We start from the raw sequence: 19,340 nt of genomic DNA on the forward strand, positions 1-19,340 counted from the left end.
TTCACGATGATGCTCGCCTGCTCCTGGGCTCCCGTACAGCGGCGAACGTCCTCATTCGCCGGGACCAACGACACTGTCCGATCGTCCGCGAGGGTGGGGACTTCGGCCTCTGCCGGTGACACCGCCTCAGGTGTGTGCTGGAAGACGCAGGGCCACGAAAGGAGGCCACCATGAGCCTGCCAGAGCGCAGGGAGATGAGGTTCCCGTTCCCGGAGCTGTTCGAGTGGGCCGAGCACCCGATGTTCGGGTTCCGGCCGTTCGGACAGATCATCCGGGTCGAGGACTACATCAAGGAGGGCCGGTACGTGCTGCGCGCCGAGCTGCCCGGGCTCGACCCCGACAAAGACGTCGAGGTCACTGTGGGTGACGGAGTGCTGCACATCCGGGCGGAGAAGACCCGCAAGGTGGACGAGCCGCACCGCTCGGAGTTCGCCTACGGGTCGCTGTCCCGGTCGGTGACGCTGCCCGCGACGGCCGACACGGACGACGTCAAGGCCACGTACAAGGGCGGTGTCCTGGAGGTCAGCGTGGGGCTGACCGAAGGGAAGAAGGCGGAAGGCCGGCGGATCGCCGTCGAGAACTGACGCCTGGCCGGGCGCGGGCGCGAGAGACACGGGGCTCTCGCCCGCGCCTGCACGGCGGCCATGCTCGGGACTTCGTCCCCCTGCTTGGCGCACTCGCCGCCGTGATGGTGAGAGCTGGAAGAAACCGATAGGAGGCGTGTGATGGACGCGCTGGTCGTCTACGAGTCCATGTACGGCAACACCAAGCAGATCGCCGAGGCGGTGGCCGAAGGGCTGGCCGGCCGGTTACGGGTGCGGGTGGTCGAGGTCGGCTCCGCACCTTCGCGAGTGGGGCCGGAAATCGGATTGATCGTGGCAGGCGGGCCGACGCACGCCTTCTCCATGAGCAGGGCCTCCACCCGGGAGTCCGCCGCCAAGGCCGGCAAGCCGCTCGTCTCGCGCGGGATCGGGGTACGGGAATGGCTGACCACCTTGCGCACGCCGTCCGCCGCCCTGGAGTCGGCCGCCTTCGACACCCGTATCGCCAAGCCGCGCATGCCCGGTTCGGCGGCTCGTGGCATCGCCAGGCGGCTGCGTCGGCTCGGGGTCAGAGCGGTGGCGCCGGCACACAGCTTCTATGTCATCGGCGGGGAGGGGCCGCTGGTGGAGGGGGAGCTGGAGCGGGCCCGACAATGGGGTGAGAGCCTCGCCGCGTCATTTCCGGTCCCCACGTCCTGACCCGGACCAGCGGACGTCCTGACATGGATACCACCGCCGTGCTCGCCAGGCACTTCGACGAGAGGTGTCTGGCGAGCACTCGCACCGCCGTCTTCCACGCGGCGTCGAACCAAGGGCTCGCGGGCGAGCCGCTCACCGACTTCCTCATCGCGGTCAACGAGTGCGTGACCAACGCGCTGGCGCACGGTGGCGGTCGGGGCAGCCTCAGCCTGTGGCGGACGAACGGCGGCCTGCTGTGCGAGATCACCGACACGGGGCCGGGGATCCCCGCTCGGGCGCTCACCGAGGGCCCGCTCCCGCCACCGGGCGCTCCCGGCGGGAGAGGAATCTGGCTGACGCGCCGGCTGGCCGACCAGGTCTCCTTCCTCACGGGTCCCGCGGGTACCACCGTGCGATTGAGCATGCGCGTGAAGCGTCCAGAAGTCCGCGAACGCCGTCGAGAGCGCCAGACGAGTGAAGGGAACGCGCTGATGCGCTGGAACGAGATGTCGAAGAGGCAGCAGGGCACATTGATGGCGCTGGCGTCCGCGGAGGTCGCGCTCACCGCGGCGGCCGCGGTGGATCTCTGCTTACGGCCCGCCCGCGATGTGCGCGGGCGCAAGGGCCTGTGGTGGATGGCGATCTTCGTTCAGCCGGTCGGCCCCCTCGCCTACCTGCTGTGGGGCCGGCGGCCATGAAGGCTCTGGGGTCGATCGCCTGGCGCTGGCCGCGGCCCTTCGCCTGCCTGTACGGACGACCGCTCCCGGACGAACGACCCTCGGCCGGGCGCGACCTCGATCAGGTGTCGCGCTTCCGCCTCCGCGGCACCTCACCCACGACGTTTCGGCTCGCGCCGAACTGAGCGGCCGGCTCACGCTCGGAAGGGAGTTCGTCCCCCGACTGGATCTCCCCGGAACGGATGTCGTGCTCGAGCCGGCGGGCGATGCGCTCGGTCAGGAGGCCTCGGTGGGACCGCGACAGATCATCGCCCATCCGCGCCGGCAGGTCGGTGGGCATGCGCCGAGGATCCAGGAGGGGCCGATGGCAACGGATCCGCGCGCCGTGGTGAAGCGGGGGAGGGGCGCAGGAATGCCCCGGACGCGACCATCGCGACCAGCAGGAGGGCGCAGATCCATGCGAACCAGTCGCCGAGCCGGGTGTAGAGGGTCGATACCGCGCGATCCGGCAGGTCCGCGGTCACCGACACGAAGGACGTGCCGGTGGTACGTGCCTCGGCCAGGAGGCGGCCGTGCGGGTCGCTCACGGTCAGGGCGCCCTGCCGGGCCGCCCGTGCCACCGCGATGCCGTTCTCGATGCCGCGCGTGATCGCCATCCGGCTGTGCAGCCACGCGTCGGCGCCGAAGTCCCAGGCGGGTACGAACAGCGCGCTCGCCCCGTCGCGCCGATAGTCGCGGACCAGGTCGGGGAAGTCGAGATCGAAGCAGATCGCGATCGCCCATCGCCGGCCCGATCCGGGCACGAACGCCGGCGCCAGACCGGCCGTGAAATCGCTCTCCAGCCCGGGGACGAGATGGCGTTTGACGTACTCGACGGGCCGTCCGCCGTCGGCGGGGAAGTCGATGGCCGCGTTGTACTCGCGCCCGTCCCTCATGAGGATCAGCCCCGCGACGATGTCGACGCGGTGGCCGGTGGCGAGCCGGGACAGCGGTCCGGTGAGTGACGGCAGGTCCGCCTCTTTCACCCGGAACGTCTTCTCGGGAAGGACGACGACGTCGGCCCCGCGCTCGGCCAGGGCCGGGATGCGGCTCACGTATCCGGCCAGCAGGTCGCGCCCCTCGGGATCGGTCACCGCCGGCCTCGGCCGGTCGCAGCTGCCACCACCCGTAGCCCGCCACCAGGGCCGCGACCGTCGCGGCGGCCACGGCGACCCGCACCCGGCCGGCCGCGCCGGGCCTCAGCAGGGCGGCGGCCGTGGCCGCGACGCCCATCAGCACGAACGTCACGCCCCAGGGTCCGGTGGCCGAGACGATCTGGATGACGGGAAGGAGGTCGGTCTGGGTATAGGCCAGGCTCCACCAGGCGCCGTTCGGCGTGATCAGCGACAGCGCGTACTCGATGACGACCCACGCGGCCGGGACGACGCCGACGGCCATCAGCGGGTGCCCGCGCAGCGTCAGGCCCCGGTAGGCGAGCACCACCAGACCGAACAGCAGCGCCGAGCCGACGAGCAGGAGCACGGTCATCGCCGGCGGGATCTGCACCGTGTTCAGGAAATATCCCCACATGGGGGTCTGGCCGGCGAGCCATGCGAGGGACGCGGCGGCCAACGTCGAACGCGCCGAGCAGCGCGGCGCCAGGACAAGGACCGGGATCGGCGCGATCCACGTACACCAGGGCACCGGCCGCAAGCCGGTACCGAACAGGAACAGCGTGGCCGACAGCACCGCCGCGCCGATCAACCACCATCGTTGCGATCTCATCGAGCAGACTCCTCCACCAGGGAAACTGCCTCGATACTCCACACCGGCGCCCCGCGCCCACATCGGCGGCGAGAGTGAACTCCGCACTCCCTCTCACGGACAGCTCAGGCGTCACCGGCGATGATCAGTCCCGACTCGTAGGCGAACACGACCGCCTGCACCCGGTCGCGCAGCCCCAGCTTCGTCAGGATCCTGCTGACATGGCTCTTCACGGTGTGCTCGCTGACGACCATCTCGCCGGCGATCTCCGCGTTGGACAGCCCCCGGGCCACCAGCCGCAGCGTCTCGGCCTCCCGGCCGGTCAGCTCGGCGAGGCGGGCGGCCAGCCGGGGCGCCACCCCATGGCCAGGCCGGAGGATCAGATCCTCGATCAGGCGTTTGGTCACCGTGGGCGCCAGCAGCGACTCTCCCGCCGCCACCACGCGCACCGCCGCCACCAGTTCGTCGCGACGGATGTCCTTCAGCAGGAAACCGCTGGCCCCCGCGCGTAGCGCGTCGTAGACGTACTCGTCCAGATCGAACATGGTCAGCACCAGCACCTTGGCCGACGTCGTCGCGCAGATCCGCTCGGTCGCCTCGATCCCGCCCATGCCGGGCATCCGGACGTCCATCAGTACGACGTCCGGGCACAGCTCGGTGGCTGCCCGAACGGCCTGCGCGCCGTCGGCCGCCTCGCCGACGACGGTGATGTCGGCCTGGGCGTCGAGGATCATGGCGAAGCCGCCGCGGAACAGATCCTGATCGTCGGCCACGAGCACACGGAGCATGGGCCTATCCAACCGGGAGCGAGGCCGCCACGACGAAGCCTTTCTCTCCCTGGCCGGTCTCTCCCCGGCCGGCGCGCAGCGTCCCGCCGCAGGCGGCGGCCCGTTCGCGCATCCCGATCAGGCCGTGCCCCTCGGCGCCGCCGTCCGCGCCCTTGCCGTCGTCGGCCACTTCGACCGCCAGGACGCCCGGCGTCCAGCGCAGTCGCACCTGCGCGGTGCGCGCGTCCGCGTGGCGCAGCACGTTCGTCAGCGCCTCCTGCACGATCCGGTACGCCGCGACGTCGACCTCGACGGGGATCGGCCGCGGCACGCCGTCGCTGGTCAGGGTCACCCGCAGTCCGGAACGGCCGGTCCGCTCGATGAGTTCCGGCAGGGCCGCGAGCCCCGGTTGCGGCTCCCGGTGATCGGCCTGGCCCGAACGCATCGTGCCGAGCAGGGTCCGCAGCTGGGCGATCGCGCCCCGGCCGGTGTCGGCGATCGTGTCGAAGGCGGCCTGCGCGCGTGCCGGATCGGCCTGGAGCATCAGCGGCCCGGCCTCGGCCTGGACGACGATCAGGCCGACCGAGTGAGTGAGGATGTCATGCATGTCCCGGGCGATGCGCGCCCGCTCGTCAGCCGCGGCGATGGCTCGCTCCCGCTCCAGGCGCAGAGCCCGTTCGGCCAGCTCGGCGGCCTGGGCGCGGCGGGCGCGGGTGCTGGTGCCCAGCGCGTACGCGGCGACGAACGCCGTACCGACCACGCGATAGGAGTCCAGTCCTTCCTGCGGCAGGGCGAGCGAGATGTACACCCCCGCGCCGATGACCGGAACGGCCGCCAGCCGCAGCAGCGGCGGGCTCAGCGCGGCGATGGTGTAGGTGCCCACCAGCGGCCCGTACGGCAGCATCGGCTTCTCCCACATCACCAGCGCCGTCATCGCCAGCCCGACCACGCAGGTCGCCACGAGCGGTGCCCTGCGTCGCCACAGCACGGGCACCGACGCCAGCACGGCCAGCGCCACCACCCACCACGGCTGTGCGGACGGGACGAGCGCGGGACCGACGGTGGCCGCCGACACGGCGATCGTGATCGCGACGTCGACCACTCGTGGCGGCACGCCCGTCAACCGGATGCTCAGCCGCTCAGTAAGTCCGGACATCCCGCCCAGTATCGGGATCCAGACCGCCCGGCGCATCCCTCCCACGACGGATGGCGCCGTTCACTCTCAGGAGTGACCGGCTGTCGGGGCGTCTCCCTAAGATCACGCGTATGAACAAGGACGAGACCGCCGCCCTCGCCAGGTGGCTGTGGCATGAGGTGGATCCCGGCGACTGGTCCGGTGCGGTGCTGCGGCCGCTGGCCGAGGGACGCGGCCGGCTGGTCCCGGTGGCGGAGCACGAGCGGCGGTACTCGGGCGAGCGGGAATATCGCGGTTTGACCGTCCCCGTCTCCTTGGCAGGCGAACCGGCCGCCGCCTTCCGGCGGCTCGCCGAGACGGTGGAGGAGGCGATCGGTCCCGCCGCCGGCGTCGGCAGTCACGGCCCGACGGGGCCCTGGTACGAACGTACGCCGGAATGGGGAGCTCCTTTCCTGCGCTGGCGACGGCCCGGTGCCGAATCGCTCGAATTACGCGCAACTGAGACCGGCGCGGAGCTCTCCCTGCAGCCGACGGAGCCTTATGAGGAATGGCGGCGTGCCGCGTTCGAGTGGGGAGAGCCGTCGCGTTTGCCGGGCGGTTTCGTCATCGAATATCTGGACGCCGCCAATGAGGGCCTCAGCACACCAGGCAGTTGGCGGGTGCCCCGGTGGGCCGCGCTGCCGCCCCTGCTGGCGGCGTTCGTCCGGACGCTGCCCGCCGAGACGTACGCGATCGGCAGGAAGGTGGGGGTCACTGTGTTCGGCGGAAATCGCTCCGTGCTCGCCCTCCGCTCCGGTGAGCGGCTCACCGTCGAGGGCTGGTTCAAATATTTCTCGCCGGGTGAGGATCAAGGCTGGTCGCAGCGGCTCGAACGGACCGTCCGATCGTGGACGCTCGACGCGGGCGGCCCCGGCGAGGTGGATGGAGACCGGCTGGCGCGACACCTCATCGACATTCTCAAGACGGAGAAAGTGGCCTCCATGGCGAAACTGGGAAAACACGTCCACGGCCCGGAGCACGCCCACACGGTGCTGTTCGGCTTGGGATTCTGAAGCGGCCGACCTGCTATCTCAGCCAGTGACCGCGTGTCCTCACCCGCTGCCGATGCGAAGCGCTTCTTTCAGGAACACGCGGTAGACGCTGGGCGTCCCTTCGGTGGTGATGACCTCGACGATGGAGCGGACGTCGCGGTCGTCGACGGCCGCGCGGATGAGCGCGTCCGCGAGGTCGCGACGTGAGGTGAACCGGCCGACCATCTGCGGCGGGCCGACGGTGTATCCGGTGATCGCGCCGCCGTCGAACAGTCCCGACGGGCGGATGACGGTCCAGTCGAGGTCGGTCTGGGCCACGATCTGTTCCATGCGGGCGGCGTCCTCGTACAACGGGCGCCCCATCTTGACGAGCGCCGGCACGATCACCTTGCGGTAGATGAGGGTCTCGCCGGGCGGGGGTCTCATCGGCACGCCGGTAGAGGTCACGCAGACCAGGCGCCGGATGCCGTGCGCGGTCATGGCCGCGATGATGTGCCCGGCGGACTCGGAGAACGTGGTGATGGCCTCGGAGCCGTAGGGGACGCCGAGCGTCGAGAGCACCGCGTCGTGCCCGGCCACCACCCGACGCACCGCCTCGGGGTCCAGCGCGTCCGCTTTCGCGACCTTCAGCGCGGGGGCGCCGAGGGGGAAGGTTTCCGGATGCCTGGTGACGGCGGTGACGGTGTGGCCCTCGGCGAGGGCTTGGGCGGTGGTGAGCCGTCCTGTCGGGCCGTTGGCCCCGAAGATCACGAGCTTCACGTACGTGGCCTCCCATGCGCTTCACGTGGATGACGCCGGGGATCTGACGCCATCTATATTCATTATAAGCAGCGTAAGGCACACCGCTACCGTTCGGGACGTGGCGCGGGAGGCCGGACGTGCGGGACCTCCAAATTCCCCGAAATCGGGGTGAAACTATCTGGCGGGTCCGGACAGGTACGGGGTGTCGGACCTATCGGATGAGAGAAGGCAGCGTGACCCACCTTGACCGAAAGCAGCGCTTCGAGGTGATCTACGTTGCCAACTATTCCGACATCCTTGCCTATATCCGGCGGCGTACCGACTCCCACGAGGACGCCGCCGATGCCCTCGCTGAGACGTTCACCACGGCCTGGCGCCGCCTGGACGACATCCCCGAGGGACGGGACGCGCGCCTGTGGCTGTTCGGCGTGGCCCGCCGCATGCTGGCCAACGGCCGTCGCGCCGAGTCGCGCCGCAGCGAGCTGGTGGAGCGGCTCGGTCACCAGCTGGCCGTGTGGGCGGAGCACACCGAGGACGGCCAAAGCCTGGCGGGCGTCCAGGAGGCGTTCGCGCGGTTGAGCCCCGACGACCGGGAGATCCTCGCGCTGGCCGGCTGGGAGGGCCTGGGCTCCGACGAGATCGCCACCGTCCTGGGCTGCTCGCGCGCCAACTCCCGGTTGCGGCTGCACCGGGCCCGCAAACGCCTGGCCAAACACCTGGACACGGCCGGCGTCGACATGGCCCGTATCGGCTTGCGCGCCGTCGCGATGACGAAGGGGGTTATGTGATGCACGAGATCGACCGCCTGGTGGCCGGCATCGCGCCCGATCCCGGTCCCGGCACGACGCCGATCGCCAGAGAGCTGATGGAGGAGATCACCTCCGTCCCTGTCCCCGAGCGGCGCCGCCGCAGTTGGTTCGCCCTTCCCCGGCCGCAGCTCAGTTGGGTGGCCGGGCCGGTCCTGGCCGCGCTGGCGGCTCTGCTGTCCTTCGGCGTCGCTCAGGCGCCCGCCTCCGCCGCGCTCGACATCGAACTGGTGGACGACCACTACGTGATCACGGTGAAGGACCTGCTGGCCGAGCCCGAGGTGTACCAGCGGGAGCTGCGGGCCAGGGGCCTGGACATCACGCTCGATCTGGTGCCGACCTCCGCGAGCCTGACAGGCCAGATAATGGTGATCAACGACATGGATCGGTTGCGGTCCGGCAATCCGGTGCCCGGCGACGGCCCGATCACCACAATCGACGCCCCGGGTTCGTGCGAGCGGTTCGGTGGCTGCCCTGTCGGCCTGAAGGTGCCGGTCGATTTCGACAAGAAGGCCGAGATCACCCTCGGCAGGCGGGCCCTGCCCGGCGAGAAGTACAAGATGCCGCCCGGCATCGCCCTGCCCGGCGAGCCGCTGCACTGCGTGGACTACGTCAACAAGAGCGTCGCCGAGATCTCGGCCCTGCTGCGCGAGCGGGGCGTCACGCCGTCGTACATCCAGTACGGCAAGCGCGCGTCCGCCGCCGCCCCCGGTGGCTGGTACGTGCACGACGGCGTCATGAGCGCCGACGGCCAGGCCCTCCTGCTGGTCGGCGCCGACCCCAGCACCCAGCGCAGCCCGATGCCGCGGTCCCGCTGCTGATCCCGGCTCGGTACTGAGAGCTTCCACCCGGGTCGCGCACGGCTGAGCGCGCGCCCCCTCACCGCCATGCGTTGTCCCCGGCATGCGCGGACCCCTGTCATGCCACCACGATCGGATTTCGCGTGCTCACCGACACCCGTGTCGCGCTGCCCTCGCAGCGTCGCCTGGCCGCCCTCGCCGACCACCGCGTCTTCGCCGCGTTGCTGCTCCTGGCCGCCGCGTTGCGGGTGGTGACGATGCTCGGCTACCGACCGGTCACGCTCTACTGGTACGACTCCTTCACCTACCTCGACACCGCCGTGCACCCGGCCCCATCGGCGACCTTCCACCCGATCGGCTACCCGCTGCTGCTGCGGGCGCTGCTGCCGTTCCACAGCGTTGAGCTGGTCGCGGCCGTCCAGCACGTCATCGGCCTGAGCACCGGGACACTGCTGTACGCGGTGCTGCGCCGCAGGTCGGCGTCCGGCTGGGTGGCGGCGTCGGCGACGGTGCCGCTGCTGTTCGACGCCTCCTTCCTGCGGCTGGAGCATGCCGTCCTGTCCGACACGCAGTTCATCTTCCTTGTCGTGGCCGGGCTGGCCGTGCTGATGTGGTCGCCGCGGTTGTCCGTGCGCGCCGCCGCCGGAGCGGGCCTGCTGTTCGCCGCGGCCGCGCTGACCAGGACGATCGCGCTGCCGCTGCTGCTGCTCGTCGTGCTCGTGCTGGCCGTACGGCGCGTGGGATGGCGGCCATTGGCCGCGCTGGTCCTGGCCGGTTCCCTGCCTCTGGCCGGCTACGCCGCCTGGTACGCCCAGCACCACGGCCGTTTCGCCATCAGCGGCGCCGACGGCGTCGCCCTGTGGGCCCGTGCGATGACCTTCGCCGACTGCGCCCGCATCCAGCCGCCGCCCGATCTGGCGCGCCTGTGCCCCAACGGGACGAAGGTGGACGCGGCCTCCGAGTACGTGTGGGCCCCCGGGGCCTCGCTCAACTCGCTGCCCGGCGACCGGTTCGCGCACAACGACCTCGCCCGCTCGTTCGCGATCGACGCGATCCTCGCCCAGCCGCTGGACTACCTGGGAAACGTCGTACGCGACACCGCCATCGCCTTCTCCTGGACCCCGATCGCGCACCCCGGCCGCACCACCCCGGCGTTCGGCTTCCGCGGCGGGCACTGGGAACTGCCCGACCAGCCGCTGATCGACAAGGTCAAACGGGAGTACGACCCGGACATCCGCGGTCTGTCGTCGGTGTCTCCGTACGCGGACTTCCTCATCGCCTACCAGTACGCCGCCTACCTGCGCGGCCCGTTCCTGGGCCTGATCCTCCTGCTCGGCGCGGTCGCCGCGGTGCGGCGGCCCCGCGTGGCGCTGCTGCCGTGGGCCGTGGCGATGGGCCTGCTGATCGGCCCGGTCGCGGTCCTGGACTTCGACCACCGGTACGTGCTGCCCGTCATACCCGTCGCCTGCCTGGCCGCCGCCCTTGCTTTCCACCGTCGCCCCTGCTCCACGCGGCACACTCGGAGCTGAAGTCAGATCAACGCACATCGGTTTTTCTTCGGATGCTCGTCATGCCCCGAGTGCGTCTGCTGATTTTTTCTCTGGTGGTGTCGGATGGCGTCGAGCCCGTTCGTAGCCAAGGTGAGAGACCGGCAACGGGCCGGTCCGCCACTGGCCGAGATGGAGTGTGCACACCATGGACCAGGAGAACGTGAGCGCCACCCTGACCGTCGCCGCGCCCGCCGCGAGGGTGTTCGCGGTGCTGGCGGATCCGGCGACCCATGCCGCGATCGATGGCACCGGCTGGGTTCAGGAACCCGCCGACCGGGCACCGCTGACCGAGGTGGGGCAGGTTTTTCGGATGGACATGTATCACGCGAAGCACCCGGACGGTGACTACCGGGTGGCCAACAAGGTCGCGGTGCTCGACCCGCCGCGCGCCATCGGCTGGCTGACGGGCACGGAGGGGGAGGACGGCCGCCTGGAGCTCGGCGGCTGGATCTGGCGTTACGACCTCACGCCGCTCGGTCCGTCCGAGACCGAGGTCACGCTCACCTACGACTGGTCGGCGGTGCCGCGGTTCAGGCGGGAGTACATCCAGTTCCCGCCCTTCGGCCCCGAGCATCTCATCAACTCGCTGCGCCACCTGGCCGAGCTCGCCGCACCGACCTCAGCTGACCGGACCACGTGACCTGCTCCATACACCCGATCCCGCATTTGAGGAGAGCACCATGACCGCTATCTACACCTTCGACGTCTTCATGAGCCTCGACGGCTTCGGCGCCGCCGGCGGCGACTGGGGCGGCTACTGGGGCAAGCAAGGCCCCGAGCTGCTGGATCATCGCCTCGCCTTGCACAGCGAGGAGCAGCGGATGGTCTTGGGGGCCAACACGTATCGGGCGTTCGCCCGGATGCTGGCCTCAAGCACCGAGGAGTCCGATGTCCGTGACCCATGGGTCACCCGGATGAGGAACCTGCCGGCCACGGTGGTGTCGACCACTCTGGAAGGACCTCTCGACTGGCCGGACGCGACCGTCGTGAGCGGCGACGCCGTCGACGTCGTCGCCCGGCTCAAGGAGAAGTCCGAGGTGCCGTTGCGCTCGCACGGCAGCCTGTCGATGAACCGGGCGCTGATGGCCGCCGGTCTGGTCGACCGCGTCCAGGTGACGCTCTTCCCGGTGATCACCGGCCGGACCGGAGCGGACCCGATCTTCCAGGGTGCGGCCGACTTCGACCTTGAGCTGATCGAGAGCCGGACGCTCGACGGCCACACCCAAGAGCTCATCTACCGGCCCACCCTTCATGTCTGAGTCCGCCCCTGTCTCTGCCGGGGGTGACCCGAGCCGCACCATGCGCGCCAGCTTGATCGTCCTGTACACCGACCGCCTGTGGGAGTGCGCCGACTTCTACCTCGGCCTTGGTCTGCCGTTACAGGTCGAACAGCACGGCAACGGCCCCGAGCATTACGCCGCCGAGCTTGGCGGGACGGTCTTCGAGGTCTACCCGGCCTCCGAGCGCCGGCCGCCCACAGGCAGCCTGCGTCTGGGTTTCCGCGTCCCCGCGCACGCGGTCGTCCGCGACCTCCCGACCGGCAGGCACCTTCTCACCGACCCGGACGGCCGCATGGTGGACCTGGAGATCACCAAGGAGACGAACACCAAGGAGTAGAGCGCATGGCAAGCGACCGCGCCGCCCTGATCCGGGCCGGCTACCGATGTCGCTGAGAAGTAACAGCGGTCTCCGGCTCCGCCTCCGCCATGGTCGCCGGGCTCCAGCTCAACCCGGCCAACAACGCGCAGATCCGCCGACTCCCTGAAACTGGACCGCCGCCTCAGGGCGCTGCTGTTTCTCGTCGGCATGGCGGAATGGCTGATCCGCTTCGAACCCTCTGACCCCTCGGGCACGCCCGTCGCCGCGGGTTGGTGTGTTGATAAATCCGTACGTGGTTGATCTTGCCGGAGAAAATATGACACAAGGTGTCGGGTTTTTGGTCGAGCTTGGTTTCACCGGGTCGGCGTCAACGGTGGACGCGAGCCGGGCCTACGGATAGATGCGGATAGACAAGGACCTCAATGCGCGAAACGCCAGAAGATCTCAAAGAGCTCCAGGGCCTCCTCGACTCCTCCCTCTCCCGCTCCACCTCGCATCTCCGCTCGATCATCACCGAGCGCACCCTGACCGCGGAGCAGCTCACCCAGGTCCTCGCCGGCATGTGCACTCTCGCTCTGTCAACTGTGACGGCGAAGGGCGAGCCGCGGATCAGCGGCGTGGACGGGCATTTCGTGCACGGCAAGTGGCACTTCGGCACCGCGCGCAGCGCCGCCAAGGCCCGCCATCTTGCCGCCCGCCCGGCCGCCAGCGTCGCGCACATGCGCGGCGAGGACTTGGGCGTATTCACGCACGGTACGGTGGAGATCCTCAACCCTCAAGACGGTGAGCCCGCCGCCGACTGGCCAGACCTGCTGGCCTACTTCAAAGACTTCTACGGCATCGCCGCCTTCGACTGGGACAACGAGGTGGTCTTCTACCGGCTACGCCCGCACTGGATGACCGTCTACGCCCCCGACGTCGACAAGCTCACCGCCAAGTGACCCCAGGCTCATTGCCGTAAGCGAACTGCCCCAGGCAAGGGCGCCAAGGGCAGTTCGCTGTGAGTGCTCGCGGCATCAGGCGATGGCCTGGGCGAGCTCGACGATGTTTCCGCTGTTGTCCTTGATCATGGCGAGCAACTGCCCGATGGGAGCTACCTCGAAGGGCTCGGCGAGGAACTCCACGCCCTTGTCCTTCAGATCGGCGACCGTGCGGCCGAGGTCACCGACGCGCAGGCAGAGGTGGATGTACCCGCCGCGGCCAAGGTGGTCGGCCACGTCGGTGGTCGGGGCCGCGGCTGTGAGCTCGCCTTCCGCGATGACCTCGATCTGGAAGTCGCCGAGGGCGAGGTAGGCGAACCTGGCGCCCGGCAGGGCGTCCGGGAGAGTCCATTCCCGTTCGAGGCGGAAGCCGAGGATGGCGGTGTAGAAGGCGATGGTGCCGTCGTAGTCGGGCACCCTGATGGCGACGTGGTCGGCACTGACGATGCCGAGGTTCTGAGGCATGGTAGGTCCTTACAAAGGGTGGTCAATGGACAAGGGGGCCACGGCACGGCCCCCGTGCGACGGGTTCGCCCGGTCTACGACTCGACGCGGTTGCCCTTGATGAGCCAGGTCGGGCCCTGGACGTAGGGTGTGATCTCGGCGAAGAACGCCTTGAAGTACTCGCCGTTGGCGTGCACGTCGAAAGCCTCGGCGCTCTCCTAGCCCTCGTTGAGGTAGAAGCGGTTCGGGTCCGACTCGTCCTGGATCAGCTCGAACCGGAGGGTGCCCGGCTCGTTCGCGCCGGAGTCGATGCCGTCCTTGATGGCGGCGTTGATGAAGTCCTGGCGGTGCTCGGGCTGGACGTCGAAGTAAACGGCGATGTGGTACATGAGTTCTTCCTGGGCGTGCTGCTGGGTTTCCGGCCGGCGGCGGTTTCTGCCGGCGTGTCAGAGTCAACCCCGCCGCAAGGGCCCGTGGGAGGCTGAAGCAGGCCACGCTCTGCCTAGGAAACGCTGTCCTACCCAGACCTGCTCCCAGCAGCGGATACTGGGGGAGTGGACACGACAGCCACCCTGGCCGACTTCCTGCGCGCGGCACGCGCCCGGGTCAGTCCGCGCGATGTAGGGCTCAGCGATGCCGGGCGTGCCACGCGCCGGGTGCCGGGCCTGCGACGCGACGAGGTGGCGATGCTCGCGGGAATGAGCGTGGACTACTACACGCGCATGGAGCAGGGGCGCATCAAGCACGCCTCCGACGCGGTGGTCAACGCCCTGTGCGGCGCCCTCCGGCTGACGGAGACCGAGCGGAACTACCTGTTCTCGCTGTTCTCGCCGGCGACCGGGCGCCCCGCCCGGCAGCAGCGCAGCGCCAAGGTGCGCCCCATGCTGCGCCAGCTGATGGAACAGATGGACAACACCGCCGCCTTCGTGCTCGGCGTCGGCATGGAAGTCCTGGCCATGAACGACCTCGCCAAGGCACTGCTGCACGACTTCACCAAGGAAACGGGACTGGCGCGCAGCCTCGCCCGCTGGGCCTTCCTCGCTCCGGAGGCGCGGGCCTTCTACCTCGAGTGGGACCTGGTCGCGGCCGACATGAGCTCGATCCTGCGCCGCGACTCCAGCAGCCACCCCAACGACAGCAAGCTCAACGAGCTCATCGGCGAGCTGACGGTCAAGAGCGACGACTTCCGCAAGTGGTGGCCACAGCACAAGGTCTACGAGTGCACCTTCGGCAGCAAGCAGCTCCTGCACCCGCTCGTCGGCCGCATTCAGATCGAGTACGAGACCTTTCCCGTGCCCGGCGAGCCCGACCAGCAGCTGTTCCTCTACGCCGCGAAGAAGGGCTCGCCATCCGACGACGCGCTGCGCATCCTCGGCAACTGGAGCTCAGCCGCGGGCACGCTCCCGTCCCGGGTGAACGAAAGCAAGTAAAGCGGCGCGGCCGTCGGATTATCGGTGGATCACTCCGGGGTTCGGGTCGAGGGTGATGGAGTCCAGGTTGACGTTGCCGTTGTCGTCGGGGCCGAAGGCGAAGGTGAGCGGGGTGGCCGGGGCAAGGGGGAGGCTGAGCTGGTGCTCCGACCAGGTGTCCCAGTTGGCCAGGGTGGGGAGCTTGAGCCGGCTGGACTGGGTGCCGCTGCTCAGCGTCATGGTCTGGGTGGTGCCCATGGCGTTGGCGTAGCGGAGGTGGAGGGTGTAGAGGCCGCCGACGGTGACCGGGGCGTTGAACCGTACGCCGCTGTCCTTGGTCTTCATGCAGGCCACGAAGCCGGTGCCGGTGTAGCCGGTGTGGTCGGTACGCAGGCACGCGCCGCTGAGGAGCTGCGCGGATTCCGCTTCGACCCTGCGGGGCCCGGTGGCGAGCACTCCGCTGACGGCCAGCAGGTCGGCCGCGACGTCCGCCGGGATCGGCGCGGCCGTGACCAGGGCCGTGAACCGGTTGAGCGCTTCCCTCATCCCCGCCGGGTCGTCGGCGGCCGCGGCGATGATCGAGGCCTTGACCTCGGTGCCGAGCCTGCCGGACAGCACCGGGTCGAGGGCTCCCGCGTCGGTCGCGAGCCGCACCTTCAGCGCGAGAGCGAACAGTGCCCGCGGAGGGCCGAGCGGGGCGGCGAGCCGGTCGTCGATGGCGGTTCGGGCTTGCGCGCTCACCTCGGCGAGGGGAAGACCGTACAGTGCCAGCCGTACTTCCTGGAGCCTCAGGAGACGGCCGATCACGTCGCCCTGACGGAGCGCGGCCTCGGCGCTGGTGATCGCCGGCTGGAGGAGCGCCATCGCGGACGACGTCATCCCGCCGGACTTCCGTAGCTTCCGGACGAGGTCGAGCAGCGAGCGCGGCTGCGTCACCAGAACCGGTTTGCCGCGCTCGCCGCCGGGTGCGCCCACGACGATGCGGAAGTCCTGGTCGGGAACCTCGGCGGCGGGCAGGACGAACTCGACGGTCCGGGTTCCGCCGCCCGCGACGCGGACGCTCCGCACCTGGCCCGCGGCGCGACCGTCGATGAACAGCCGGGCCTGGAGTTCGGCCACCGTGCTGCCCTTGTTTGTCAGGGGAGCCTGCACGGTGAGCTGCTGGGTGGCCGGGTCCAGTACCGCTTCGGGGGCGCCGTAGCCGGCACGGGGGCCGGCGTACCAGGGGAGTTGGTCGAGGTCCCGGCCGGTCGCGGGTCTGATCCTGACGGCCTGCCCGCCGGCGGCGACCAGCGACATGGACAACCGGGTGGACGATCGGACCAGCGTCTCGCGGATCTCGACGGGCAGCGGGTCGCCCTTCCAGGTGGTCTCCTGGGCGTCGGCGTAGGTCTCCGCCACGAAGGTGCCCGAGGGGAGGAAGGACAGCGGGACCTGGAGGGTCCGGTCGTTCTCGTCGGTGATCGCGCCGAGGTACCAGGTGCCGCCGTCGCGACGGGCCGTCACGGTGTAGTCCCCGATGACGCTGTCCAGGACGCGGGTCTCGTCCCACGAGGCAGGCATGTTCTTGAGGAAGGCGAATTCGGGATGGGCGGCGTAGTTCTCGGGGGTGTCGGCGAGCATCTGCATCGGGCTGAAGAACGTCGGGTACAGCGCGAGCTGCGCGGCCGAGGTGGTCTGGACGCGGGTGCCGAGCCGGGCCGGGTCCCAGGTGACGTTCAGGACGCCGGGCGTGTAGTCGGCGGGTCCTCCGATGAATCGGGTGAAGGGGAGGATCGTGGCCTGTGCCGGCGGGTTGCCGTTGACGCCCATGTAATTCTGCTGCTCCATGCCCGCGACGCCCTCGCCCGTCATCATGTTCGGGTAGGTGCGCGCCAGGCCGGTGGGCTTGATCGCCTCATGCGCGTCGATCGTGATGCGGTGCCGGGCCGCCGCGTCGATCACCCGCTGGTAGTGGCGGACTGCCTCCTGGTCGTAGTGGCTGCGGTTGACACCGCCGAGCAGGAATTTCGTGGCGTAGCCCGTCTTGACCGCGTGGATGCCGAGCTCCTCGTACCGGGAGAAGATCTTCTCCAGGTTCTGGTCGTAGTAGTCGATGTCGCCCCGGGTCTCGTTGTGGGCGATGTACCCGACGCCGTTGGCGGCGGCGTACCGGAGCACCTCGGTCAGGTCGAAGTCGGCCTGCGGGGTCAGGAAGTCCTGGCCCGACCAGGAGCCGCCGGAGTTGGTGTTCCAGCCCTCGGCCAGCACGAACTTCGCGCCCGCCTGCTTGGCCAGGTCGATGTACTGCTTGACCCGCGCGGTGGTCGCGCCGTGCTTGGGCCCGGCGGTCCAGGTGGTCTGCCTGCGCTGGAGCTCCCACCAGACGCCCACGTACGTCGCGGGCTTGATCCAGGAGGTGTCGCCGCAGATCGCGCACGCGTCGTTGAGGTTCTCGATCAGATGGGACTCGCCCAGGTCGCCGGGCCGTTCACCTACGGTCAGGGTGCGCCAGGGCGTGGCGAACTCGCCGTTCAGCCTGGCCTTGGTGCCGTCGGGCAGGGCGATCAGGTCGCTGGAGAACACGCCGGGCCGGCCGGGCACCGCCTTCAGCGTCATGCTGGGGTAGTCGGTCAGGTCGGCCTCGTGCACCACCACGTACGAGTCGGCGGCGGGCGCGGCCGTGATGGGGGTCTGGGCGGTGGAGACGCCGGACAGAGGCAGGTCCCGGTAATGCTGCTCGTCGGCGGACCAGGTTTTGCCCGCGGCGATCGACCAGCTCCGCGCGGCGGGGTCGAGGGCGAACTCGGTCTGTTCGGCGGTGACGGTGTAGGCGTCCAGACCGCTCTGGCCCGGGAAGTGGTAACGGAAGCCGACCCCGTCGTCGAAGACCCGGAACACCAGATCGAGCCTGAACCCCGTGCCGGCCTGGACCGCGTGGACGGTGAGCTCGCTCGCGTGGTTCCTGACCTTGCTCGATGTCCCCCAGAGCGGCTTCCACGTCTCGTCGATCGTGCGCCGTTCGACGGACGCGATGCTCATGCCCCGCGTGACGCTGGGGCGTCCGGCGAGATCCAGGCCGAGCCCTGACGCGCCGACGAGAGCCTTGCCATGGCTGTTCACGCTGTACGTGAGCCGCCCGTCCACGGTGGTGACCGCGACCCGCAGATCTCCGTCCGGCGACGACACGACCTGAGCACCCGCCTCGGGGACCTCGGCCAGGGCGCCGGGGGTGGGCTCCGCGGCCTGGGCGGGGACCGCCGCGCTACCTCCGAAGATGACGACGGCCATCGTCGCCGCGAGGAGTGTTCCCCGCGCCGCGTCCGCTCGCTTCATGCGCACCTCATTCGCTGGGAAGGCACTTCGCCGGGCCGGACGACTCGCGGAGCACCAGCTCGGTAGGCAGGCGGATCGTTTCGCCCTCGCGTGGTGACCGTGCGGAGAGCTGCTCGATCAGGAGCTCCACCGCGAGCCGACCGGCATGCGAGCCGGGCCCGGCCAGAGTGGTCAACGAGGGATGGACGAAGTCGGCGGCGAAGATGTCGTCGAACCCGATCACGCTGATGTCGGCCGGGACTCGAACACCGCGCTGGGCCAGACGTCGGATGATTCCTATCGCCAGGAGGTCGTTGTGAGCCACGACCGCCGTCACACCGGTACGCAGTGCTCCGTCGGCGGCGGCCCCGCCGCCCGCGACGTTGGGGGCGTACGGACCGATCCGGTGTGCCGTCAGACCGTGCGCTTCGGCCCCGGCGCTCAGCGCGGCCCAGCGCGCCGCGCCTATCCAGGAGCTGGGCGGCCCGGCGCAGTAGGTGATGCCCTGATGCCCGAGCGAGGCCAGGTGCTCCAGGATCTGCTGACAGCCGGCGCCGGTGTCGAACGTCACGCTGGTCAACCCGGGCAGCTCTCGGTTGAACAGCACGATCCGATGCGGTTTGGCGAGGTCGCGCAGGACCTCGTCGTCGAGCCGGCTGGAGGCCAGCACGAACCCGTCCACGCCGGCGGCCAGGCCGCGAATCTGGTTCTCCTCGATGCGCCGGGATTCCTCGGCGTTGACGATCACCAGCGTGACGTCGGATGCCTTCGCGCGCTGCTCCGCGCCTCGGATGAGCTCGAAGAAGTGGGGATTGGTGATGTCGGACAGCACCATGGCGACGGTGCGGTGGCGGACACCCGCGAGAGCGCGGTTCTGCGGTCTGTGCTGGTAGCCGAGCCGCGCGGCGGTGGCGATGATCCGCTGTCGCGTCGCCTCGTTGACCCGGCCGGGTTTGTTGAACGCCCGGGACACCGTCGACGCGGCCACGCCGGCGGCCCGCGCGACGTCAAAGATCGTGGGCTCCACGAACGCATCTAGTCACGCGATGGAAATTCTGGCAACACCTTGCAGAAATTGTCGTGTGCTATCTACCTTCCGATCATGCCGGCCGCATCATGCCGTGTCGGGCGAGAGGAGCGAGGG

The 19,340-nt window shown here is 69.8% G+C and carries 22 protein-coding genes and 1 pseudogene; 13 read left to right on the forward strand and 10 right to left on the reverse strand.

Features of this window, described 5'->3' with window-relative positions; translation table 11 throughout:
- Positions 1-170 precede the first annotated feature (170 nt).
- The 3 genes from ACQP2T_RS29710 to ACQP2T_RS29720 all read left to right on the forward strand — a co-directional run bounded on the left by ACQP2T_RS29710 (position 171) and on the right by ACQP2T_RS29720 (position 1,918).
- A complete protein-coding gene (locus tag ACQP2T_RS29710) occupies positions 171-584 on the forward strand; it encodes an Hsp20/alpha crystallin family protein (protein WP_433519342.1) in 414 nt (137 codons plus the stop codon).
- Between the two features lie 141 nt (positions 585-725).
- Complete coding sequence (locus ACQP2T_RS29715) at positions 726-1,241, forward strand: flavodoxin family protein (RefSeq protein WP_433519343.1); 516 nt, start codon at positions 726-728, stop codon at positions 1,239-1,241.
- Positions 1,242-1,264: 23 nt separating this feature from the next.
- Positions 1,265-1,918: an ATP-binding protein gene (locus ACQP2T_RS29720; RefSeq protein ID WP_433519344.1), complete on the forward strand. Its 654-nt coding sequence runs from the start codon at positions 1,265-1,267 to the stop codon at positions 1,916-1,918.
- Positions 1,919-2,018: 100 nt separating this feature from the next.
- Here the strand turns inward: ACQP2T_RS29720 and ACQP2T_RS29725 are convergent, their stop codons facing one another.
- From ACQP2T_RS29725 to ACQP2T_RS29735, 3 genes and pseudogenes are all read right to left on the reverse strand, one after another.
- Entirely contained in the window at positions 2,019-2,237 is a 219-nt protein-coding gene (locus ACQP2T_RS29725; RefSeq protein WP_433519345.1) for a GntR family transcriptional regulator, read from the reverse strand.
- On the reverse strand, positions 2,203-3,030 hold the full coding sequence (locus tag ACQP2T_RS29730) for a nitrilase-related carbon-nitrogen hydrolase (protein WP_433519346.1): 828 nt from the start codon (positions 3,028-3,030) through the stop codon (positions 2,203-2,205). The genes ACQP2T_RS29725 and ACQP2T_RS29730 overlap by 35 nt, the downstream gene beginning before the upstream one ends.
- A 184-nt stretch (positions 3,031-3,214) precedes the next feature.
- A pseudogene (locus ACQP2T_RS29735) lies at positions 3,215-3,580 on the reverse strand (hypothetical protein); the annotation flags it as partial.
- Between ACQP2T_RS29735 and ACQP2T_RS29740 the strand changes: the two are divergent.
- Positions 3,465-3,785, forward strand: coding sequence for a hypothetical protein (locus ACQP2T_RS29740; RefSeq protein WP_433519347.1), 321 nt, complete (start codon positions 3,465-3,467; stop codon positions 3,783-3,785). The pseudogene ACQP2T_RS29735 and the gene ACQP2T_RS29740 sit on opposite strands and share 116 nt — an antisense overlap.
- Here ACQP2T_RS29740 and ACQP2T_RS29745 read toward each other — a convergent pair.
- Together ACQP2T_RS29745 and ACQP2T_RS29750 are read right to left on the reverse strand one after the other, a co-directional pair.
- A complete protein-coding gene (locus ACQP2T_RS29745; protein ID WP_433519348.1) occupies positions 3,766-4,428 on the reverse strand; it encodes a response regulator in 663 nt (220 codons plus the stop codon). The two genes, ACQP2T_RS29740 and ACQP2T_RS29745, sit on opposite strands and share 20 nt — an antisense overlap.
- A gap of 4 nt (positions 4,429-4,432) precedes the next feature.
- The gene (locus ACQP2T_RS29750; protein WP_433519349.1) at positions 4,433-5,563 is read right to left on the reverse strand and encodes a sensor histidine kinase; all 1,131 of its coding nucleotides are present in this window, start codon (positions 5,561-5,563) and stop codon (positions 4,433-4,435) included.
- A 110-nt stretch (positions 5,564-5,673) separates the two neighbouring features.
- Here ACQP2T_RS29750 and ACQP2T_RS29755 point away from each other — a divergent pair, with 110 nt between their 5' ends.
- Entirely contained in the window at positions 5,674-6,594 is a 921-nt protein-coding gene (locus tag ACQP2T_RS29755; RefSeq protein WP_433519350.1) for a hypothetical protein, read from the forward strand.
- 39 nt (positions 6,595-6,633) lie between these two features.
- Here the strand turns inward: ACQP2T_RS29755 and ACQP2T_RS29760 are convergent, their stop codons facing one another.
- Positions 6,634-7,332, reverse strand: a complete 699-nt coding sequence (locus ACQP2T_RS29760; RefSeq protein ID WP_433519351.1) for an NAD(P)-dependent oxidoreductase — start codon at positions 7,330-7,332, stop codon at positions 6,634-6,636.
- A 215-nt stretch (positions 7,333-7,547) separates the two neighbouring features.
- Here ACQP2T_RS29760 and ACQP2T_RS29765 point away from each other — a divergent pair, with 215 nt between their 5' ends.
- The 7 genes from ACQP2T_RS29765 (at position 7,548) to ACQP2T_RS29795 (ending at position 13,010) form a co-directional block, all read left to right on the forward strand.
- On the forward strand, positions 7,548-8,102 hold the full coding sequence (locus tag ACQP2T_RS29765; RefSeq protein ID WP_433519352.1) for an RNA polymerase sigma factor: 555 nt from the start codon (positions 7,548-7,550) through the stop codon (positions 8,100-8,102).
- Complete coding sequence (locus tag ACQP2T_RS29770) at positions 8,102-8,941, forward strand: hypothetical protein (RefSeq protein WP_433519353.1); 840 nt, start codon at positions 8,102-8,104, stop codon at positions 8,939-8,941. Before ACQP2T_RS29765 ends, ACQP2T_RS29770 begins: the two co-directional genes overlap by 1 nt.
- Positions 8,942-9,063: 122 nt before the next feature.
- Positions 9,064-10,449 carry a hypothetical protein gene (locus ACQP2T_RS29775; RefSeq protein WP_433519354.1) on the forward strand — a complete coding sequence of 462 codons (1,386 nt, stop codon included), beginning with the start codon at positions 9,064-9,066 and terminating at the stop codon, positions 10,447-10,449.
- 166 nt (positions 10,450-10,615) lie between these two features.
- Entirely contained in the window at positions 10,616-11,110 is a 495-nt protein-coding gene (locus tag ACQP2T_RS29780; protein ID WP_433519355.1) for an SRPBCC domain-containing protein, read from the forward strand.
- A 40-nt stretch (positions 11,111-11,150) separates the two neighbouring features.
- Complete coding sequence (locus tag ACQP2T_RS29785) at positions 11,151-11,729, forward strand: dihydrofolate reductase family protein (protein WP_433519356.1); 579 nt, start codon at positions 11,151-11,153, stop codon at positions 11,727-11,729.
- Between the two features lie 40 nt (positions 11,730-11,769).
- Complete coding sequence (locus ACQP2T_RS29790; protein ID WP_433519357.1) at positions 11,770-12,087, forward strand: glyoxalase/bleomycin resistance/dioxygenase family protein; 318 nt, start codon at positions 11,770-11,772, stop codon at positions 12,085-12,087.
- Between the two features lie 404 nt (positions 12,088-12,491).
- Entirely contained in the window at positions 12,492-13,010 is a 519-nt protein-coding gene (locus tag ACQP2T_RS29795) for a pyridoxamine 5'-phosphate oxidase family protein (protein ID WP_433519358.1), read from the forward strand.
- 75 nt (positions 13,011-13,085) lie between these two features.
- Here ACQP2T_RS29795 and ACQP2T_RS29800 read toward each other — a convergent pair whose 3' ends face one another.
- On the reverse strand, positions 13,086-13,514 hold the full coding sequence (locus tag ACQP2T_RS29800; RefSeq protein ID WP_433519359.1) for a VOC family protein: 429 nt from the start codon (positions 13,512-13,514) through the stop codon (positions 13,086-13,088).
- A gap of 197 nt (positions 13,515-13,711) precedes the next feature.
- A complete protein-coding gene (locus tag ACQP2T_RS29805) occupies positions 13,712-13,882 on the reverse strand; it encodes a putative quinol monooxygenase (RefSeq protein WP_433519360.1) in 171 nt (56 codons plus the stop codon).
- 165 nt (positions 13,883-14,047) lie between these two features.
- Between ACQP2T_RS29805 and ACQP2T_RS29810 the strand changes: the two genes are divergently transcribed.
- Complete coding sequence (locus tag ACQP2T_RS29810; RefSeq protein WP_433519361.1) at positions 14,048-14,923, forward strand: helix-turn-helix transcriptional regulator; 876 nt, start codon at positions 14,048-14,050, stop codon at positions 14,921-14,923.
- Between the two features lie 18 nt (positions 14,924-14,941).
- Here the strand turns inward: ACQP2T_RS29810 and ACQP2T_RS29815 are convergent, their stop codons facing one another.
- Complete coding sequence (locus tag ACQP2T_RS29815) at positions 14,942-18,217, reverse strand: glycoside hydrolase family 97 catalytic domain-containing protein (protein ID WP_433519362.1); 3,276 nt, start codon at positions 18,215-18,217, stop codon at positions 14,942-14,944.
- A gap of 7 nt (positions 18,218-18,224) precedes the next feature.
- Entirely contained in the window at positions 18,225-19,223 is a 999-nt protein-coding gene (locus tag ACQP2T_RS29820; protein WP_433519363.1) for a LacI family DNA-binding transcriptional regulator, read from the reverse strand.
- Between the last annotated feature and the right edge of the window lie 117 nt (positions 19,224-19,340).

The sequence above is a fragment of the Nonomuraea sp. CA-143628 genome, assembly GCF_050942315.1.
Classification (GTDB): domain Bacteria; phylum Actinomycetota; class Actinomycetes; order Streptosporangiales; family Streptosporangiaceae; genus Nonomuraea.

What these genes read in the sequence shown, in the direction of transcription:
- ACQP2T_RS29755 (WP_433519350.1), top strand. Translation starts at nt 5,674, where the DNA reads ATGAACAAGGACGAGACCGCCGCCCTCGCCAGGTGGCTGTGGCATGAG.
- ACQP2T_RS29770 (WP_433519353.1), top strand. Translation starts at nt 8,102, where the DNA reads ATGCACGAGATCGACCGCCTGGTGGCCGGCATCGCGCCCGATCCCGGT.
- ACQP2T_RS29740 (WP_433519347.1), top strand. Translation starts at nt 3,465, where the DNA reads ATGGGGGTCTGGCCGGCGAGCCATGCGAGGGACGCGGCGGCCAACGTC.
- ACQP2T_RS29780 (WP_433519355.1), top strand. Translation starts at nt 10,616, where the DNA reads ATGGACCAGGAGAACGTGAGCGCCACCCTGACCGTCGCCGCGCCCGCC.
- ACQP2T_RS29725 (WP_433519345.1), bottom strand. Translation starts at nt 2,237, where the DNA reads ATGCCCACCGACCTGCCGGCGCGGATGGGCGATGATCTGTCGCGGTCC.
- ACQP2T_RS29715 (WP_433519343.1), top strand. Translation starts at nt 726, where the DNA reads ATGGACGCGCTGGTCGTCTACGAGTCCATGTACGGCAACACCAAGCAG.
- ACQP2T_RS29710 (WP_433519342.1), top strand. Translation starts at nt 171, where the DNA reads ATGAGCCTGCCAGAGCGCAGGGAGATGAGGTTCCCGTTCCCGGAGCTG.
- ACQP2T_RS29800 (WP_433519359.1), bottom strand. Translation starts at nt 13,514, where the DNA reads ATGCCTCAGAACCTCGGCATCGTCAGTGCCGACCACGTCGCCATCAGG.
- ACQP2T_RS29805 (WP_433519360.1), bottom strand. Translation starts at nt 13,882, where the DNA reads ATGTACCACATCGCCGTTTACTTCGACGTCCAGCCCGAGCACCGCCAG.
- ACQP2T_RS29720 (WP_433519344.1), top strand. Translation starts at nt 1,265, where the DNA reads ATGGATACCACCGCCGTGCTCGCCAGGCACTTCGACGAGAGGTGTCTG.
- ACQP2T_RS29750 (WP_433519349.1), bottom strand. Translation starts at nt 5,563, where the DNA reads ATGTCCGGACTTACTGAGCGGCTGAGCATCCGGTTGACGGGCGTGCCG.
- ACQP2T_RS29795 (WP_433519358.1), top strand. Translation starts at nt 12,492, where the DNA reads ATGCGCGAAACGCCAGAAGATCTCAAAGAGCTCCAGGGCCTCCTCGAC.
- ACQP2T_RS29790 (WP_433519357.1), top strand. Translation starts at nt 11,770, where the DNA reads ATGCGCGCCAGCTTGATCGTCCTGTACACCGACCGCCTGTGGGAGTGC.
- ACQP2T_RS29785 (WP_433519356.1), top strand. Translation starts at nt 11,151, where the DNA reads ATGACCGCTATCTACACCTTCGACGTCTTCATGAGCCTCGACGGCTTC.
- ACQP2T_RS29745 (WP_433519348.1), bottom strand. Translation starts at nt 4,428, where the DNA reads ATGCTCCGTGTGCTCGTGGCCGACGATCAGGATCTGTTCCGCGGCGGC.
- ACQP2T_RS29815 (WP_433519362.1), bottom strand. Translation starts at nt 18,217, where the DNA reads ATGAAGCGAGCGGACGCGGCGCGGGGAACACTCCTCGCGGCGACGATG.